This window comes from Fusobacterium sp., from assembly GCF_032477075.1.
In the GTDB taxonomy this organism is placed as follows: Bacteria; Fusobacteriota; Fusobacteriia; order Fusobacteriales; family Fusobacteriaceae; genus Fusobacterium_A.
This window is the reverse complement of the sequence record NZ_JAWDXO010000005.1, coordinates 74,203-92,089: the sequence shown is the minus strand read 5'-3', so window position 1 is coordinate 92,089 and position 17,887 is coordinate 74,203. Positions and strand designations below refer to the sequence as shown.

Annotated in this window: 15 protein-coding genes; 5 read left to right on the top strand and 10 right to left on the bottom strand. The window is 30.2% G+C overall.

What is annotated here, in order from left to right:
- Nucleotides 1-5: 5 nt before the first annotated feature.
- The 3 genes from E6771_RS03915 to E6771_RS03905 form a co-directional block, all read right to left on the bottom strand.
- Entirely contained in the window at nucleotides 6-1,994 is a 1,989-nt protein-coding gene (locus E6771_RS03915) for a BglG family transcription antiterminator (protein ID WP_316089799.1), read from the bottom strand.
- Between the two features lie 153 nt (nucleotides 1,995-2,147).
- Nucleotides 2,148-3,650 carry a S8 family serine peptidase gene (locus tag E6771_RS03910; protein ID WP_316089798.1) on the bottom strand — a complete coding sequence of 501 codons (1,503 nt, stop codon included), beginning with the start codon at nucleotides 3,648-3,650 and terminating at the stop codon, nucleotides 2,148-2,150.
- A 207-nt stretch (nucleotides 3,651-3,857) separates the two neighbouring features.
- A complete protein-coding gene (locus E6771_RS03905; RefSeq protein ID WP_316089796.1) occupies nucleotides 3,858-4,853 on the bottom strand; it encodes a 2-hydroxyacid dehydrogenase in 996 nt (331 codons plus the stop codon).
- A gap of 524 nt (nucleotides 4,854-5,377) precedes the next feature.
- On the opposite strand from E6771_RS03905, the gene E6771_RS03900 reads away from it, so the two are divergent.
- A complete protein-coding gene (locus E6771_RS03900; RefSeq protein WP_316089795.1) occupies nucleotides 5,378-6,640 on the top strand; it encodes a Glu/Leu/Phe/Val dehydrogenase in 1,263 nt (420 codons plus the stop codon).
- Between the two features lie 162 nt (nucleotides 6,641-6,802).
- Here the strand turns inward: E6771_RS03900 and E6771_RS03895 are convergent, their stop codons facing one another.
- On the bottom strand, nucleotides 6,803-7,255 hold the full coding sequence (locus E6771_RS03895; protein ID WP_316089794.1) for a GNAT family N-acetyltransferase: 453 nt from the start codon (nucleotides 7,253-7,255) through the stop codon (nucleotides 6,803-6,805).
- 351 nt (nucleotides 7,256-7,606) lie between these two features.
- Between E6771_RS03895 and E6771_RS03890 the strand changes: the two genes are divergently transcribed.
- The 4 genes from E6771_RS03890 (at nucleotide 7,607) to E6771_RS03875 (ending at nucleotide 12,618) form a co-directional block, all read left to right on the top strand.
- Nucleotides 7,607-9,154 carry a Na+/H+ antiporter NhaC family protein gene (locus E6771_RS03890; protein ID WP_316089793.1) on the top strand — a complete coding sequence of 516 codons (1,548 nt, stop codon included), beginning with the start codon at nucleotides 7,607-7,609 and terminating at the stop codon, nucleotides 9,152-9,154.
- On the top strand, nucleotides 9,151-10,821 hold the full coding sequence (locus E6771_RS03885) for an amidohydrolase (RefSeq protein ID WP_316089792.1): 1,671 nt from the start codon (nucleotides 9,151-9,153) through the stop codon (nucleotides 10,819-10,821). The genes E6771_RS03890 and E6771_RS03885 overlap by 4 nt, the downstream gene beginning before the upstream one ends.
- Before the next feature lie 21 nt (nucleotides 10,822-10,842).
- Entirely contained in the window at nucleotides 10,843-11,685 is an 843-nt protein-coding gene (locus tag E6771_RS03880; protein WP_316089790.1) for a DMT family transporter, read from the top strand.
- A gap of 66 nt (nucleotides 11,686-11,751) precedes the next feature.
- The gene (locus tag E6771_RS03875; protein WP_316089789.1) at nucleotides 11,752-12,618 is read left to right on the top strand and encodes a MurR/RpiR family transcriptional regulator; all 867 of its coding nucleotides are present in this window, start codon (nucleotides 11,752-11,754) and stop codon (nucleotides 12,616-12,618) included.
- Between the two features lie 38 nt (nucleotides 12,619-12,656).
- Here E6771_RS03875 and E6771_RS03870 read toward each other — a convergent pair whose 3' ends face one another.
- From E6771_RS03870 to E6771_RS03845, 6 genes are all read right to left on the bottom strand, one after another.
- Nucleotides 12,657-13,853, bottom strand: coding sequence for an MFS transporter (locus E6771_RS03870; RefSeq protein ID WP_316089787.1), 1,197 nt, complete (start codon nucleotides 13,851-13,853; stop codon nucleotides 12,657-12,659).
- A gap of 336 nt (nucleotides 13,854-14,189) precedes the next feature.
- Nucleotides 14,190-15,191, bottom strand: a complete 1,002-nt coding sequence (locus E6771_RS03865) for an RnfABCDGE type electron transport complex subunit B (RefSeq protein WP_316089786.1) — start codon at nucleotides 15,189-15,191, stop codon at nucleotides 14,190-14,192.
- Between the two features lie 17 nt (nucleotides 15,192-15,208).
- Nucleotides 15,209-15,793: an electron transport complex subunit RsxA gene (gene rsxA, locus E6771_RS03860; protein WP_316089785.1), complete on the bottom strand. Its 585-nt coding sequence runs from the start codon at nucleotides 15,791-15,793 to the stop codon at nucleotides 15,209-15,211.
- A gap of 3 nt (nucleotides 15,794-15,796) precedes the next feature.
- A complete protein-coding gene (locus tag E6771_RS03855) occupies nucleotides 15,797-16,408 on the bottom strand; it encodes an electron transport complex subunit E (protein ID WP_316089784.1) in 612 nt (203 codons plus the stop codon).
- Nucleotides 16,408-16,941: an RnfABCDGE type electron transport complex subunit G gene (locus tag E6771_RS03850; RefSeq protein WP_316089783.1), complete on the bottom strand. Its 534-nt coding sequence runs from the start codon at nucleotides 16,939-16,941 to the stop codon at nucleotides 16,408-16,410. Before E6771_RS03850 ends, E6771_RS03855 begins: the two co-directional genes overlap by 1 nt.
- Complete coding sequence (locus E6771_RS03845; protein WP_316089782.1) at nucleotides 16,931-17,875, bottom strand: RnfABCDGE type electron transport complex subunit D; 945 nt, start codon at nucleotides 17,873-17,875, stop codon at nucleotides 16,931-16,933. Before E6771_RS03845 ends, E6771_RS03850 begins: the two co-directional genes overlap by 11 nt.
- Between the last annotated feature and the right edge of the window lie 12 nt (nucleotides 17,876-17,887).

Sequence of the window (17,887 nt, the reverse complement as noted above, 5' to 3'; positions counted from 1 at the left end):
GTTATTTATTTAAAGTATTTTTTTAACTTTTGTTCAATTCCCTCTTCTTCAAAATAATCATTTAATTGAAATAATAAACTTTGATCCTCAGCATCTCCTTTTGGAGCAAAACACACAATATACTTTATCTTTTTTCCTCTTATCAGTAAAGGATGTCTTACTTCTACTAAAGAAAATCCTATTTTAATAACATTTTCTTTAGGTTCTGTATAAAAAAGAGCTGTTTTTTCATTTAAGAAAAAAATCAAACTATCTTCTTCTTTTTTATTGACACTATCTTCCATATATGATTTTTTAATATATTTTTGCTTCCATAAAATTTCCATTCCTGCTCTAACAGCTTCTCTCCATTCAAAAGCACAAATAGAAGTTCTTAAATTTTTAGAAATTTGTAATTCCTCTTGAACTTCTCGCTCTCTTTCATCTAGTATGTTATGAGGAAAAGTATGCAGCAATTCCTCACGTAATTTATTTTCATTCCAATTCTCATTCTCTATATTTCTTTCAATTAATCCCATCAATTTTTCCAGAGGAATCTTCTTGTCTTGATTTTGAAGTCCAAATTCTTTTAAATGAATTTTATCCGCATCTGTCAAAATAGGATTGACTTGACAAACTGGATAAGGTAAATTCTTCTGTGTTAAATTAGAAGTTGTAACTAGCAAATCAATTTCTTCCTCTTGAATTTTATCCAATTGTTTAACATAAATAACTTTCACTATATCAACTAAAAACTCTTCTTCTAAACGGGCTAATAAAAAATTAGTTAAATTTCTTTTGTATGAAGAAACTACTATTATTTTTTTTGCTTGCTTAATCTGATTTCTTAAAGCAACTTCAAAAATAGGAACTAAAAAACCAATCTCATTATCAGATACTTCTAAATTTAACAAAACTTCAAAACTATGAAAAGCTTTTTTCAAGTAGTAGAAAGTATCTTCATATAACATCTTCACTTCTTTTAAAACGCTGTTTTTCAATTCAATTTTCTTGGAGCTTCTATAAATGAGTGGTTTTATATAATATAAAATATCATCTAGTAATCTTTTGTTCTTTACAAGCTGAACTTTCTTTAAATGTTCAAATTCTTTGATTAGACGGTAAACTCCAAGTTCTATTTCTAGCCAGTTACGATGTTTTGAAAAAATTTCTTCCTCGTCGCAGGAGATACGAAGTAAATAGTCTGTCAAAAAATAAAGCTGTGTTTCTGAAAACTCTACAAAAGTTTTTTGTAAGATTTTAAATTCCCTTGTTTCTTTCAAAACTTTTTTATTTAAAACATCTAATTCTTCTGTATTTAAATTTCGCAGTTTTAAAACAGAAATCAATAATATCAATAAGTTTAATGTCTCATCAATATAAGGCAAATCTGTATTCTTAATTTTTTGATAACTATCTTCTAATACTTCCAAATATTGTTTTGTCAATTTTTCAGAGACCATCTTTTCAAAATAACTGGTATTTTTAAAACTTATCCTCTTGTCTCCTTCATCAAAGATAACATACTCATACAGAAAAATTGCTAAGTAATAAATCAAATCACTATTTTTATAATTTAAATGACACTTTTTATTATTGTCTTGATATTGCTCCAAATAAATGCCCATTTTAGATAGCTTTGAGCTTAATATTTTAATATCCCCTCTCAATGTAGATTTACTTATCTGTAATAAATCTGCCAGTTCTTCAATTTGAAACTCATCTTTTTGAAGAATGCTTTCTAAAATCAATAAATCTATTCTTTCTTTTTGTTCATAGATATAATTATATTCATTTAATCCTTTAATCAATGAAGAAATATCTTTTTCATCCAAAAGACAGAAGATTTTTCTTTTTTTTATGAAAATTTTTTCCTGACCTAAGTTTTCATTTAATTCTGCAATCTTATATCGAATGCTTCTTTCTGTTTGATTGAAAATATTTGCAATTCGTTTTAAATCATCCTCTTTCTTTAACTCTTTTAAAATTTCAAAATGTTTTTTATTTAGTGCCAAAGAAATTCCCTCCAAAAATAAGACAGTATTTTTAATTATGAAACTATTATTTCCATTTCCCTTTTATTATACAACCATTTTTCAAAAAAATGTAGTTTTAATTTTTTCACTTTTTTGTGAAATTTCAAATTCAAAAAATCTTTTTTCACTTTTTTATTTTTGAAAAACAAAACAATATGAAAGTGCTCTATCTTTCTTTTTATTTTCAACTTTTCCCCATCTTTTTGAAAAAATAATTTCTATTTCTCCTTCTTCCTCTTCCATAGAAATTTCATATTTTTTTAAATTATTCAGCTTTACATACTCTCCAAAAAGATTTTCATTTTCATATTTTTTTCCATTTTTTTCAAAACTTAAATTAATATCACAAAGAACATAATCTTCTTCTTGATGATAGTCTAAAATAACATCAGAGCTCAGAGTACATTTTATTTTTCCATTTCTATAAGCTAGTGTTATTCTCTCTTCTTCTAGTAAGTTTCCTTCTAGAATATACGAGTTTTCATATTCTTTCTGGATACCAGCTGTATCTTTAGGGCAACCGTAACCTAAAAAATATTTTTCACCATGACTTGCTGTTTGTACTGCCATAGCCTTCAAAAAAAGAGCTGAAGCATCTTCCTTCCAAAAAAGAATATTTCCTAATAAAGAAGTCATTCTAGCTGTGGCAAAACTGGTTCCAAAAGAACTAACTATTTCTCCTTTTGGAGAAAAAGAATAGACTCCTGATATTTTTCTTTTTCCATCTGCATCCCAAAAAACATCGCCTCCATACATTGCAATATCTGGTTTTTCTAGAATTTTATGTCCTCTTCCACTTAAACTAAAACTAGAAACTTCTCCATCCTGATTACATGAAGCAACCACTAAGGAACGGATTGTATCAGAACCTTGTAAAATACTCCCTTTTTCCTCTTTATCTTTTATAAATTCTCCATTTCCACAAGATTTACAAATAATAATATCATATTTTTCCTGTAAATAATCCAACAATAATCCAAACTCAGAAATTCTTTCTAAATCAACAGCAAAACGAATACTAATTGATAAATTCCATATTTTAATCCAAGTATGTTCTTCTACTGCTTTTCTTAATCTGAATAAAAGTTCATCTTCTTCTAATTGACAGACACTAAAATCTGGTACAATGACTGCATCATAAATTTTTATTTTTTCCCCTGCAATCCACTTTTTATCACTCAATTCATCTCCGTATAAAATCACTCCTGCTATAAAGTTTCCATGAGTAGGATGCTGTCTTTCAGGGCAGTATTGTTTTTCATCATGATATATCCAGGAATTCATCATTTCAACATTTGCAATTCCATTATCTAAAACTCCAACTACAGGATATTTTTTATCAGCAGAAGCTTTTTCATAAGGAGGCATCTGCACTTCCATAACATGAGTTTGAAAATTTAAAAAATAGTGATGCATGATTTCAATTTTAGAAATCTCTCTTCTTTGGGAAAACTCTTTTAAAATATCTTCACTAGGTTTTTCTATTTTGTAAATGATATAGTTAGGAAAATATTCTTTTTTTTCAAAAAATATTCCTCTTTCTCTCAGCTCTCTTTCCCAAGAAAAATTATCTGCATCTTCCTGTAATTTTATTTTATAGTGTTGTTTTAAGTTCATTTTATTTCCTTTCTTCATAATTTTAATCTTTTTATTTTAAAAAGGGAGCTTTGTTTCCACAAATCTCCCCATTTTTTAAATTTTTTGACACTATCCAACATAGATAGTTATTAACATTTAAATAATAACTGCATTGAAAAAATATAAATTTATATCTAAGTCTAAAGTTTGATATATTTAAATTATAATTTCAATCTTACATATTTCCTTTTGATTTTATAAAAATTATTTTATTTTATTTTTACAATCCCCAGTTTCCAGATATTCTTTTATATTATCAAATGTTGTCTCTATCATATTTAAAGCAGCTTCATCAGTATAAGATCCTACATGTGGAGTAATCAAAACTTTTGGATACATTTCTACTAATTTTTCAAAGTATGGATCTTCTAATTTGTTGCTTCCAAAATCTTTAAAGAAAATAGATACTTCATTATCCAAAGTATCAATACCTGCTCCAGATACTTTCCCACTTTCTAAAGCTTCCACTAAAGCAGCAGTATCAACTAATTCTCCTCTTCCTGTGTTAATTAAGATAACTCCATCTTTCATTTTTGCTAAAGTTTCTTTTGTGATTACTCTTCCATTTTCTTTGATATAAGGAGCATGCAAAGTAATAATATCAGATTTTTCTAATAACTCATCCATAGAAACCTGTGTTACAATATCTTCCACTCCAGTTTTAGGAAATAGATCATATCCTATCACATTTGCTCCCAATCCTTTAAAAAGTCTTGCAGCTGTCATTCCAATTCTCCCTAATCCAACAACCCCTACAGTGCAATTTCTTACTTCTTTTGAGAACATTTGTTTATCTACAATAAAGTTTCTTTCTTTTGTTCTATTTACAGTATAAACTACATTTCTTAATAAACCCATTGCTAAACTTAGTGCCAACTCTGCAATAGCATTTGGAGAATAAAAAGGAACATAAGCAGTTTTAAATCCTAACTCTTTTGCATAAGGAACATCAATATGATTTACTCCAACAGTTCTTGTCATAACATATTGTACTCCCATTTCTTTATAGATATCTAATATTTCCTTTGTAGCAAAACAGTTTCCTCTTAATACTACAGCATCATATCCAAGAGCTTTTCTTGCTGTAGCTTCATCAGTCAGATATTCTGGTATCAAAGTTACATCATAACCAAATTTTTTATTCACAGCTTCAAAAATAGGTACCTCTACATCACGAACTCCATAAAAAATCACTTTCATTATAATACCTCCTTTAATATAAAAACATAATTACTTTCATTTACATTTTTATTTAATCACTTATAGCATTTTTATTTCATTTCGTCAAGATAGCATACACTTAAATTTATTTTCCTCACCTCTCTTAAATACTTAAAGTTTATGTATCATATTTTTCTATTTTGTTATTATTTATAATTTCTAGGAAGTAAATTTATATAATCTTTCAAAAAATTATTTGGTCTTTAATATCTTAAATATACTTGATTATTTTCAAACATACTCATAAAAAAAGACTTATTTTCAAACACTTATATATTATGTATATATTATATATTTTAATTTAAGCTGTAAATAAGTGATTTTTTCAGTTATTTAATATATTGTGTATATTCTTTTCATTTATATGTTTTTTTTATTTTTATAATTCATTTAATGTAATTGACTATTTTTTTTTTAAAGCTATAATTATAATACAATGTAAAGGGTAATGGCACAATAAATTTGGAATCTATATTTTATTTAATTATCTTAAGGAGGATTTTATGGTAAAAGAAACTTTAAACCCACTATTGAGCGCTCAAGCACAAGTAAAAAAAGCATGTGATGCTTTAGGTGCTGATCCAGCTGTATATGAATTATTAAAAGAACCTCAAAGAATTATTGAGATTTCTATTCCAGTAAAAATGGATGATGGTTCTCTCAAAACATTTAAAGGATACAGATCAGCTCATAATGATGCAGTAGGACCTTTCAAAGGAGGAATCCGTTTCCATCAAAATGTAAATGCTGATGAAGTAAAAGCTCTTTCTATGTGGATGAGTATTAAATGTCAAGTAACTGGAATCCCTTATGGTGGAGGTAAAGGAGGAATTACTGTTGATCCTTCTGAATTATCTCAAAGAGAACTAGAACAGCTTTCTAGAGGATGGGTACGTGGAATGTTCCGTTACTTGGGAGAAAAAATGGATATTCCTGCTCCAGATGTTAATACAAATGGACAAATCATAGCATGGATGCAAGATGAATACAATAAATTAGCTGGAGAACAAACAATTGGAGTATTCACTGGTAAGCCTCTAAGTTATGGTGGATCTGCAGGAAGAAATGAAGCTACTGGATTTGGTGTTGCAGTAACTATGAGAGAAACTTTTAAGGCATTAGGAAAAGATCTTGCTAAAGCAACTGTAGCTGTTCAAGGATTTGGAAATGTTGGAAAGTTCAGTGCAAAAAATGTTATAAAATTAGGGGGAAAAGTAGTAGCAGTTGCTGAATTTGAAAAAGGAAAGGGAGCTTTTGCAATATACAAAGCAGAAGGTTTCACTTTTGAAGAATTAGAAGCTGCAAAAACTGAAGGAAGCTTAACAAAAGTTGCTGATTCTAAAGAAATTACTATGGAGGAATTCTGGGCATTAGATGTTGATGCTATTGCTCCATGTGCTTTGGAAAATGCAATCACTGCTAAAGAAGCTGAGTTGATTAAGGCTCTATTAATATGCGAAGGAGCTAATGGACCAGTTACTCCAGAAGCTGATGAAATTCTTTATAAAAAAGGTATCATAGTTACTCCAGATATTTTAACAAATGCTGGAGGAGTTACAGTATCTTACTTTGAATGGGTACAAAATCTATATGGATATTATTGGACAGAAGCAGAAGTAGAAGAAAAAGAAGAAAGAGCTATGGTAGATGCTTTCAAACCAATTTGGGAATTGAAAGTTGAGAAGAATGTTTCTTTCAGACAAGCTACTTATATGAAATCTATTAAGAAAATCGCAGAAGCTATGAAAGTTAGAGGATGGTACTAATTAAAATATTAGAGGATACTATATCTAAATAATTACAATATCTAAAAAGAGAGAGTTCTGCAGCTCTCTCTTTTCTTTATTCTCCACTATAAATATTTTCTCTTCCTATATAATATAAAAAACTTTAAATTATTTTCTATATCAACTTCTCTATATTCTAATCTATTTAATTTTTATTTCCATTATAATTTCTCCATCTTCATCTACCTCTCCTGTTTCTTTAAATCCACAGGCAGAATACAATTTCATAGCTAGAATATTTTCTGGTTCAAAAGATATTTTTATATTTTCTGTTCTTTCTTTTTTTAAAAACTCCACTATTTTTATTATAGCTTTCTTTCCATATCCCATCCTCTGATAATTTTTATCTATCATAAAACGGCATATCCAATATTCATCTTTTTCTTTCTCCAAATTAAACATAGTAAAACCTATAAGAGTATCACCAACATATATACAAAATAGTTTAACTGTATCTCTGTAAATATATGCTTGGGCTATAGAATAGATATTTGAAGCAACAAAAGCTCTCTGTTTCTCATTGACATCTAATGCTATACAATCATTATAATTCTCCTCATTAATTTCTTTCAAACAGATTAACTGTTCATTCATTCAATTCCTCCTGGTATAATATTGTCCCTTTTAAAAATATATATAATTTTATACTCAATTTTTTTCTTTTCATAAAAATTCCCCCTTTTTCTTATGACATTTTATCTTATTAAATTGTAGCAAACTTATCAAATATTTTCAATTTTTTATATATTATTTTAATTTTTCATTTATATTATAAATATTCTTTCCTTCTGATTTTTTAGAACTTATATTCCTTTAAAATGTTTTTTTTACAAAGTTTTTTAAAAAATCTTCTTGACTTTACTACATTTTTAAATTATAAATATAGTAACCACTACATGTAGTTAAATTTAATAACTTTTATCTTAAATCAAGGGGGGCAAAATTATGGAATATGGAATTTTATCTGTCATTCCACCGCTGGTAGCTATTATACTGGCTCTGGTGACAAAACAAACAGTTTTTTCACTTTTCTTAGGACTTTGGATTGGAACAACTATTATCTCTGACTGGAATCCAATAGTTGGATTCCCAAAAATGATTTCAGATTTCTTCATTCCACTTATTGGGAACAGCTGGAATGCAGGAATGATAATGCTTATTGTGTCTTGTGGAGGATTTGTATATTTGATAAAAGTTTCTGGAGCAGCAAAAGCATTTGGGGATTATGCTTCTAAGAGAGTAAAATCAAGAAAGGGTGCTCAGCTTACAGCTTACTTTGCAGCATTTGCTTTCATTTTTACAGAACCTACTCTCACACTTGGGGCTATTATGAGACCAATAACTGAGAGACTTAGAATATCTAGAGTTAAACTTGCATATATTTGTGATGTTATGGGGTGTCCTTTTGCAACTCTTTCTCCTATCACAAGTTACAGTACTTATGCAATTGGGCTTATAGCTACACAATTTGCTTTATTAGGTATAACTGACAATCCATGGACTACATATTTGAAAGCTATACCATATAATTTCTATGCAATGTTTGGTATGCTTGCTCTGTTCTTCATCATCATATTTAATCTGGATATTGGTCCTATGTATAAAGCTGAAAAAAGAGCAATTGAAACTGGTGAACTTATAGGTGAAAATGATAATCCAATGGGAAAATATGATTTAGATGAAAATGCTTTATTTAAAGATTCAAATATAACATTAGCTAGTTTTATTGTTCCACTTCTTGCATTATTTGCTACATTGATAGCTATGATATTATGGACTGGAAAAGCTGGAGAAAATGGTATAGGAGGAGCTTTTGTTAATTCTAATATATCTCTTTCTATCACTACTGGATTTTTAGTTGCTTCAATAGCTGCTGGAATAATGGGTGCAAAGGCTAAAATATTTAAATATGCTGATATTGTTCCTATGTTCTGTAAAGGAGTAGCTTTAAACTCTGATATTCCAATCATATTAGTATTAGCATGGTCTATTGGTTCATTGACAGGGGTTATGGACCTTAAAGGATATTTAATAAATATAGTTGCACACTACAATATAGCTGCTGGTCTTATGCCTGCATTCCTCTTTGTAGTTGGTGCTTTTGTTGGTTTCTCAACTGGAAGTTCTTGGGGAGTATGGGCTATAATCATGCCGATATCTCTTCCAATAGCACACACATTTGGAGTACCAATGGAACTTATGATAGGGGCTTCTTTGAGTGGGGGAGTATTTGGAGATCACTGTTCTCCTATATCTGATACTACTATTCTCGCATCTACAGCAGCTGGTTCTGACCATGTAGAACATGTAAAAACACAGCTTCCTTACAGTATGACTGTTGGAATATCTTCAATCATAGGTTTTCTGGTAGGTGGACTTGTTTCTCCAATACTAGGACTTATAGTTACAGCAATATCAATAGTAACAGCTCTCTTCATATTTTCTAGAATAGCTGAGAAGAGAAATGGTAAAATTTTAGGAGGAGTACAATGATGAATAAATCAAAAATATATTTTCCAGATTATATCTTCTACAATGGAAGTGTTCATACAGTAGATGAAAAAGACAGTATTTATGAAGCTGCTGCTGTATCAGGGAATAAGATAGCAGCAGTTGGGAGCAATGACGAAATATTGTCAATGAAAACTGGAAACAGTGTATTGATAGACTTAAAAGGAAGGAGCCTTATCCCTGGTATCAATGATGCCCATAATCATGCATGGGAAACTGGTTTAATGCTTGAAGGAATTGTACTCTTTGGTATTGACAGTATGAAAATGCTTCAGGAAAAAATTGCAGAAAGAATAAAAGAAGTCCCAGAGGGAACATGGATACAGGGAGGCAGCTGGATAGAATCTCAATTTGAAGAAAACAGAGCTCCTAATCGTTATGATTTGGATATTGCTTCACCTGATAATGCTGTTGTTCTTGAAAGAATATTTGGGGCATGTTCTGTAAATTCCAAAGCATTAGAATTAGCTGGTATTACTAAAGATACTATTGACCCTCCAAAAGGGCATATAGAAAAAGATGAAAACGGAGAACCTACTGGTGTTCTTCATGGAAATGCTGTTCTTTTAGTCAGAAAAGTTATGCCTGGTCCTTTTGGAAGTGATGATTTTGGAGCTGGAGAAGGAGAACCTTCTATTCCTGTATTAGAAAAGTCTATATCTCTTGCAATAAATGAATATAATAAATATGGAATTACAAGTATTACAGAACCAGGGGTAAGTTCTGGAGTATGTAAAGCCTATCATGATTTATTAAAGAAAAATGAACTTAAATGCAGAATAAATCTTATGCCTAACTGGCATGGATTCACATTGCAGCAAAATGAAAAAGAACTTAACCAGCTTCTTGAGGATTATAATTTTTCCTCTGGTTATGGAAATGACTGGATACGTTATTCTTCATTAAAAATGGCAATAGATGGGGGGCTTACATCTATGACAGCTCTAAAATCTTGGAATTACAAAGGGGAAGATTCATTGAGAGAATTCCCATTGAGGCTTGATATTACTAAACTTGATGAATATATAAAAGCAGCTCATGACTCTGGCTGGGATATTGGTATTCATGTAATGGGAGATATTGCTATAGATAAAGCTGTAGATGCTATTTATAAAGCTGTAAAAGCTAATCCTAGAAAACATCAGCACTCTATAATACATGCTTATTATCCAAGTGAGGAAACTCTTAAAAAAATGAGTGAAGTAGGAATAATGGTAGCTGCACAAGCCAGTTTCATCTATGTAGAAGCAGATGGATACGATTCTCTGCTCCCTAGAGATAAACAGACATCTTTTACTCCATTAAAAACTTATAAAGAAAATGGAATAATAGTTTCTCTTACTACTGATATGCCTTGTTCAAATCTGAATCCTTTTATAAATATGTATGCAGCTGTAACTAGAAAAGGATCAAGGGGATATTCTCTTGGAGAGGAAGAAAAAATAACTAAGGCAGAAGCTCTCAGAATGATGACATACAATGGTGCTGTCCTTAATGGAGAAGAGAAGCTTAAAGGAAGCATAGAAGCTGATAAATTAGCAGACCTTGTAATTATAGACAGAGAGCTTTCTCAAGTACCAGATGAAGAGATAAAAAATATCAAAGTTGATTTCACTATGCTTGATGGAAAAATCATCTATCAAAAATAGAGAAGTCGAGGAAGTGAATGAATGCTGTATTTAATCATAGCAGTTTTATCAAATACATTTATGACTTTCATTATAAGATTGTCAGAAAAGAAAAAAAGCAACCGTTTCAATGTTAATACCTTTAATTATCTTTTTGGTGGTATACTGGCATACTTTGTCATTAGAAAGGAAAGTGTATTCTCTTTTAATGGAGATTACAGATATACACTTCTTCTCGCTGTGATAAATGCTGTATTATACATTACCTGCCTCTATCTTATGCAGGTAAATATGAAGAAAAATGGAGCTCCTCTTACTACTACATACAATAGGTTGGGGCTTCTTATCCCCATCCTTGTATCTGTTATCCTTTTTAAGGAGTACCCTAATCAAATGCAGGTAATAGGATGTATTCTGGCTATTTTTTCTATATACTACATCAACAAAAAGGATAAAAGTGATGGAAATGCCAGTGTTTCTCCCTTCCTTCTCATAGCTTTATTTTTAGCTGGAGGTATGGTGGACACTCTGGCAAAAATATATGGACACTTTGGCAGTTCAAATCTTCAGGGACATTTTATCTTTTATACATTTGTTTTTTCCTTTATATTCAGTCTTATATTAAGTATTAAAAGCATTAAAAATCTGAGTAAAAAAGAGATACTTATTGGTTTCTTTATAGGTATTCCCAATCAGATTACCACATTGGCGCAATTAAAAGCTGTTGCTGTACTTCCTGCTTATCTGGTATTCCCAGCATACAGTATTTCAGTCATACTTTTAGTTAATCTTGTGAATTTTCTTTTCTTTAAAGAAAAGCTCACAATACGTCAATATATAGGAACAGGTATCATTATTTCAGCTCTTATATGCATGAATGTCTAGAAATATTCCTTGCTTTTATCTTTAAATTATTTTATGATAAAAGAAAAGAAATGCGAGGTATTATCTATGACCGGAATTGCAAAGCTATATAGGAAGAACTATAACCATTTGACAAAAGCTGAAAAACAGATAGCAGAATACATATGTGAAAATTCTAAAAAAGTTATTATGATGACTTCACTGGAACTTGGAAAAGAGCTTAATGTCAGTGATGCAACTGTATTAAGATTTTCTAAGAAAATAGGATTTTCTAAATATAATGAACTTAAAGAATATCTTGCAGAAGAGTTAGAGGCAAGAAAAAGTGTCATTGATAAAATGCTGGATAACTGGAATAATGACAGAGAGGACAATAACAGTGTAAAAAAAATGATAAATGCTGATATAAAGAATATGCAGAAACTCTATATGGATCTTGATTTAGAGGAAATAGATAATGTAGTAAAACTTATGCAGACATCAAAAAAAATATTTGTCATTGGTGTAGGAAGCAGCAGAGCTGTTGCTGAAATGCTTGGGTGGCATTGCATGGTTCTTGGACTTGAGGCTGTAACTATATCTGAAGGAGGATATGGTCTGTTTGAAAAAATAGCCCATGTAACAAAAGATGACTGTGTAATATTCTTTAGTGTACCAAAGTATCTGAAAGATGAAGTACAGATGATGGAGCTTCTTCATGCTAAAAAAGTTCCTTCTGTGGTTATCACAAATAACCTTTTTACTAAAATTGCATCCTATGCTTCAATATTTATCCCAGTTGAAACAGATAATACAAGCTTTTTTAACTCTTTCATACTTCATGCTGAAGTATGTAATGTCATTCTTCTAAAACTTTTTGAAGGGGATAGAAACAGATATTTTCAATACTTTAAACAAAATGAAAAGGATCAGAGTTTTCTTTATGAAGATGAAGACCCTTCTCCTACATACTAAAACAATCCAGTTCCATAGTTAAGGAGCTGGGTTGTTTTTTAATTTTTATAATCTTTATTTACTAATTCTATTATAATACCACTGATAACAAATAAAATTATTCCTATTATAAAAATTATTTTGTAAGATATATAATCAATTATTATTCCTGAAATAAATATACTCATTAAAAAAAACATTTTACTTATACTTATGAAAATTCCTAAATATTTTCCAATAATATTCTCTGATATTTTTTTCTGTACAAATGTCATTAAATAAATATCAAAGCAAGATGCTTCTATTCCAAAGAGGATCATTGCTGTTATATAAATAACTATATTTATATTTGAATTAAAGCTGACAAGTAAAGGTAAAAAAAACAGTATAAATATTATGCTTAATCTATAAAATATTCCATAGAATTGTCTTAGCGTAACCTCCTTTATTCCAGCAGCAAACAAAATAGCTCCCATTATCATTCCTATATAAAAAAAGCTTTGAATAACTCCATATAATCTGCTGTTTAATTGAAAAACTTTATTTATTATATATGGAATTGTAACTGAAAATGATAATCCATATCCTATATTAAATATTATTCCTATAATTACAATCAATTTTAAAATATCTATATCTTCAATTTTATATTCCTTAACTGTATAATTTTCATTAAGTGTCTTATTTTCAAAAACTAATAGTGTATTAGTCAAAATAGCTATTATTATACATATTATGTTTAACTCTAAAATAGATTGTATTTTTAAAATAGAATATAAAAATCCTCCTATTATTGGTGACAATACTCCACAAATTGAATCAATTGCAGAAGAAATAGAATTAGCTTTTATCAGCCATTCTCTAGGAAATAACTGTGGTTTTGAAGCTTTAAATGTTAAATATATTAAAAAAGAAAAAAAATTATTTAATAATATTCCTATATATATCATATAAACTGTGTTTATTTTGTCCCATAAAATAAACATAGTAGCCATTAACAATAAATTACTGAAATTACTGAAAAGTATTACTTTTTTCTTTTCTTGAATCTTATCAATAATTTTTCCCATAATTGGAGCTGATATTATTAAAGGTAAAATTGAAAAAGATATATTTGTTGCTAAGACTATCCCTTTTTCTGTTTTTTCCAAGAGGTATAAATTGGTGGAAAAATTAAAAGTTATGTTGCCTAATACTGTGATAATTAATCCTATAGAAAAAAAAATCTTATTTCTAAATATAATATTTTTCTCCATTTTACCTCCCAGATTATATGAAGAAAGTAATTTTTATTTATAAAATCATAATTTTATTTTTTCTTAAATATTCTTTAATTTTAAATTTTAAGGCAATTACTTCTTTATTAAAAAATATCATTTTTTATTATAACTGTCAATTTTTTTATTCCTTGAGTAAATATATAATTTAAAATAATAGGAGAATATGCTAATATTATTTTTAATCCAGAAGATACAAATATAAAATCAAAAAAAGATATTCCTTATGAAATTAAGGTATTGATTGAATAACTGCAATAAAAAAGACACCCAGTAGAATATGAGTGTCTTTATTTTATTATTGTCTATATACAATTAATCTCTTCTTTCAATTACATTCATTTTGATAGCTTTTAATTTACACTTATCAAAACATAATCCGCATCCTATGCATTTTTCTTGATCTATTTTATGTTTAGCTTTAAGTTCTCCCTCTACAGCTCCTACTGGACAAACCTTGGCACATAAAGTACATCCAACACATTTTTCTTCTATGATTTCAGCTTTTTTAACTTCCTTTATCTCACTTTTAATTGCGTTTGTAGGACATTTAGCAGCACATAGACCACATTGGATACATTTTGCTGGATCTATTTTAGCAAGATTATTTTCAACTGTAATAGCATCTACTGGACATGCTTTTTTACATAATCCACATGCTATACAAGCAGTTGAACAAGCTTTTCTTGCAGTAGCACCTTTCTCTTTAGAAGAGCAAAGTACTGTAACTTTTTTATTTTGGGGAAGCATAGAGATAACTTTCTTAGGACATGCTTTTTGGCATAATCCACAAGAAATACATTTATCTTCATTTACTTCAGCAATTCCTTTATCATTTACTTTAATTGCATCCACTGGACATACTCTTTCACAGTCTCCATGTCCTAGACATGAATAAACACATGACTTATCTCCACCTGCATAAAGCATCATTGCAGCACAAGTTTGAAGTACTCCATCAAATTCATATATTTTAGTAGTTCTTGTATTATCTCCTTGGCATAATACTTTAGCAACCATTTTTTCATCTGATACTTCTACTGTAGCTCCCATAATCTTTCCGATTCCTTCAGCTAGAGCAGCTCCTCCAGGAGCACATAATGACATTCCTGCACCTTCATTTACAACTGCTGATGCATATCCAGCACATCCAGGGAATCCACACCCTCCACAGTTTGCACCAGGAAGAATAGCCATTATTTGTTCTATTTTTGGGTCCACTTCAACTTCAAATTTCTTTGAAGCAAAGGCCAAGAACAACCCCATAGCAAGACCTGTTAGTCCTAAAACCAACACAGGCATTATTACTGCGTTCATATTAACCTCCAAAATATTTATATTTGCATTCCACTAAATCCCATAAACGCCATTGCAAGAAGACCAGCTGAGATAAATGCAATTGGCACTCCTTTAAATGGTGCTGGAATAGCTGAGTATTCTATTCTTTCTCTGATACCAGCAAGTAATACTAATGCTAGAGAAAATCCTACTGCAACAGAAAATCCATTTACTAATGTTTGAATAAAATTATATCCTTCTTGAATATTAATGATTGCTACCCCTAGTACAGCACAGTTAGTTGTGATAAGAGGAAGAAATACTCCAAGAGCTTTATAAAGGCTTGGTGAAGTCTTAGCAATAGCCATTTCAACAAATTGTACCAATGAAGCTATAATAAGTATAAATGCAATAGTTTGCAGATATTCTAATTCAAATGGTACAAGAAGAAAATGATATACAAGCCAAGTTATTCCTGAAGCCAATGTAATAACGAAAGTTACTGCCATCCCCATTCCCAATGAAGCATCTATCTTTTTAGATACCCCCATGAAAGGACAACAACCTAAAAACTTAGCAAAGATAACGTTATTTATAAATATAGAACCTACTATAATACTAAAAATACTTCCAAAAGTCACTTTCTATCCCTCCTTACTCTTTTTTAACTTTAAATAGTTAAGAGTTGCTATGATACATCCAATTGTAAGGAAAGCTCCAGGTGCAAGTATAAATATAAGTGCAGGAGTAAAGCTTGCAGGAGCAAAATTGATACCAAATACAGATCCATTACCAAGAATCTCTCTTATAGCACCTAATAAAGCAAGTGATAAAGTAAATCCAAGACCTGTTCCTACTCCATCAACTAAAGATGCAAATACACCATTTTTTGAAGCAAAGCTTTCTGCTCTTCCCAATACTATACAGTTAACAACTATAAGAGGAATAAATAATCCCAATACTTTATAAAGATCAGGAGTATACGCTTTCATAACCATTTCAACAATTGTAACCAATGATGCTATAATCATAATAAATGCTGGGATTCTAACTTGATCAGGTATTAATTTCTTAAATGCTGAAATTAAAACATTTGAACAAGCAAGAACTGCCATGGTTGCAAGTCCCATTGACATTCCATTTATTGCTGAACTTGTAACTCCAAGTGTAGGACATAATCCTAACAGAAGAATAAATACAGGATTTCCTGTAAATATTCCTTCAAAGAATATTTTTCCAAAGTTCTTTTTCTCCACTATTTTCTCACCTCTTTGTCATATACTGTCAAAGCTCTCATCATTCCAGTATAAACTGCTGTTGGAGATATAGTAGCCCCTGCAAATGCATCTGTAGATTTATTAAAGACATATGATGAATCTCTTCCTGCCCAGATAGCTTGCCATGGTTTATCCATGATTTTAGCCCCCAATCCTGGAGTCTCTTGACTTCCTATAATATCCAATCCTGCGATTTTACCATCTTTTTCAATACCCAAAACAAAATTAATAGCACCTGCATATCCATTTTCAGAAACAGATACAACATATCCTGTAAGCTCCCCAGCTGTATTAAATCCAGGTATAAACTCCAGTCCACCTGCATTTATAACCTCTGCTTCTTTAAAAGTTTCAGCAGAAGAAAGAACATTTTTTCTTGCTGAGTTTACAGCTGCAATTTCGTTATCTCTTATTACTGTTTTAGTAAAATCATTTACCATAGCTAATATTCCAGCTGATACAGCAGCTATTATCAATAATACTGCTCCATAATTTACAAATCTATTTTTCATTAGACTTCACCTCACCAAATTTTTTAGGTGCAGTATATCTATTAATTAAAGGAACAAATCCATTCATAATAAGGATAGAGTAAGCAACTCCTTCTGGATAACCACCTTTCATTCTGATCAGAGATATAAGTAATCCTAATCCCAATGCAAAGATTACTTTACCTTTTGGTGTATATGGACTTGTTACCATATCTGTAGCCATATAGAAAGCTCCTAAGAATAATCCTCCTGAAAGGATATGCATTATAGGATCTCCTCCCATTGCCCAAGTAAGAATAAATACTGTACCTATTATTAAAGCAGGCATTTTCCAGTCTATCTGCCCTCTATAAATAAGGTATATTCCTCCTATAAGAAGAGCCAGAGCTGAAGTTTCTCCTAAACATCCACCCATTCTACCTACAAAAGCTTGAACATATTGATTTCCACCTTCTATTAAAGCTCCATCTAATGGAAGTCCTCTTTTCATAGCATCTAAGACTGTTGCTCCAGCTTTTCCATCTAGTGCAAAAGTAGTAATAGCTACTGGCCATGAAGCCTGAACAAATGCTCTTCCTACTAACGCAGGGTTAAATATATTATGTCCAAGTCCTCCAAATACCATTTTACCAAGAGCGATAGAAACTATCGATCCAATAATTACATAAATAAGAGACATATTTACTGGTATAACAAAAGAAAACAGAATACCTGTAAGAATTGCACTTCCGTCAAATACAGAAATATCCTGGTTCATTATTTTCTGACAAACAAACTCTGTAACAATACATGATAATATAGCAACTGAAGTAACTATAAATGCTCTTATTCCAAAAACATATACAGCAACTAAAAATGCTGGTATTAAAGATATTATTACATCATACATTACTTTTTCAACTGTTTCTGATGTTCTTATATGAGGTGATGGCCCCATCTTCAAAATATTAGTCACTTGTACCCTCCT

Bases quoted from the DNA above. Each gene is read 5' to 3' on its own strand.
- E6771_RS03910 (WP_316089798.1), bottom strand. From the start codon at position 3,650: ATGAAGAAAGGAAATAAAATGAACTTAAAACAACACTATAAAATAAAA.
- E6771_RS03905 (WP_316089796.1), bottom strand. From the start codon at position 4,853: ATGAAAGTGATTTTTTATGGAGTTCGTGATGTAGAGGTACCTATTTTT.
- E6771_RS03900 (WP_316089795.1), top strand. From the start codon at position 5,378: ATGGTAAAAGAAACTTTAAACCCACTATTGAGCGCTCAAGCACAAGTA.
- E6771_RS03895 (WP_316089794.1), bottom strand. From the start codon at position 7,255: ATGAATGAACAGTTAATCTGTTTGAAAGAAATTAATGAGGAGAATTAT.
- E6771_RS03890 (WP_316089793.1), top strand. From the start codon at position 7,607: ATGGAATATGGAATTTTATCTGTCATTCCACCGCTGGTAGCTATTATA.
- E6771_RS03885 (WP_316089792.1), top strand. From the start codon at position 9,151: ATGATGAATAAATCAAAAATATATTTTCCAGATTATATCTTCTACAAT.
- E6771_RS03880 (WP_316089790.1), top strand. From the start codon at position 10,843: ATGCTGTATTTAATCATAGCAGTTTTATCAAATACATTTATGACTTTC.
- E6771_RS03875 (WP_316089789.1), top strand. From the start codon at position 11,752: ATGACCGGAATTGCAAAGCTATATAGGAAGAACTATAACCATTTGACA.
- E6771_RS03870 (WP_316089787.1), bottom strand. From the start codon at position 13,853: ATGGAGAAAAATATTATATTTAGAAATAAGATTTTTTTTTCTATAGGA.
- E6771_RS03865 (WP_316089786.1), bottom strand. From the start codon at position 15,191: ATGAACGCAGTAATAATGCCTGTGTTGGTTTTAGGACTAACAGGTCTT.
- E6771_RS03850 (WP_316089783.1), bottom strand. From the start codon at position 16,941: ATGAAAAATAGATTTGTAAATTATGGAGCAGTATTATTGATAATAGCT.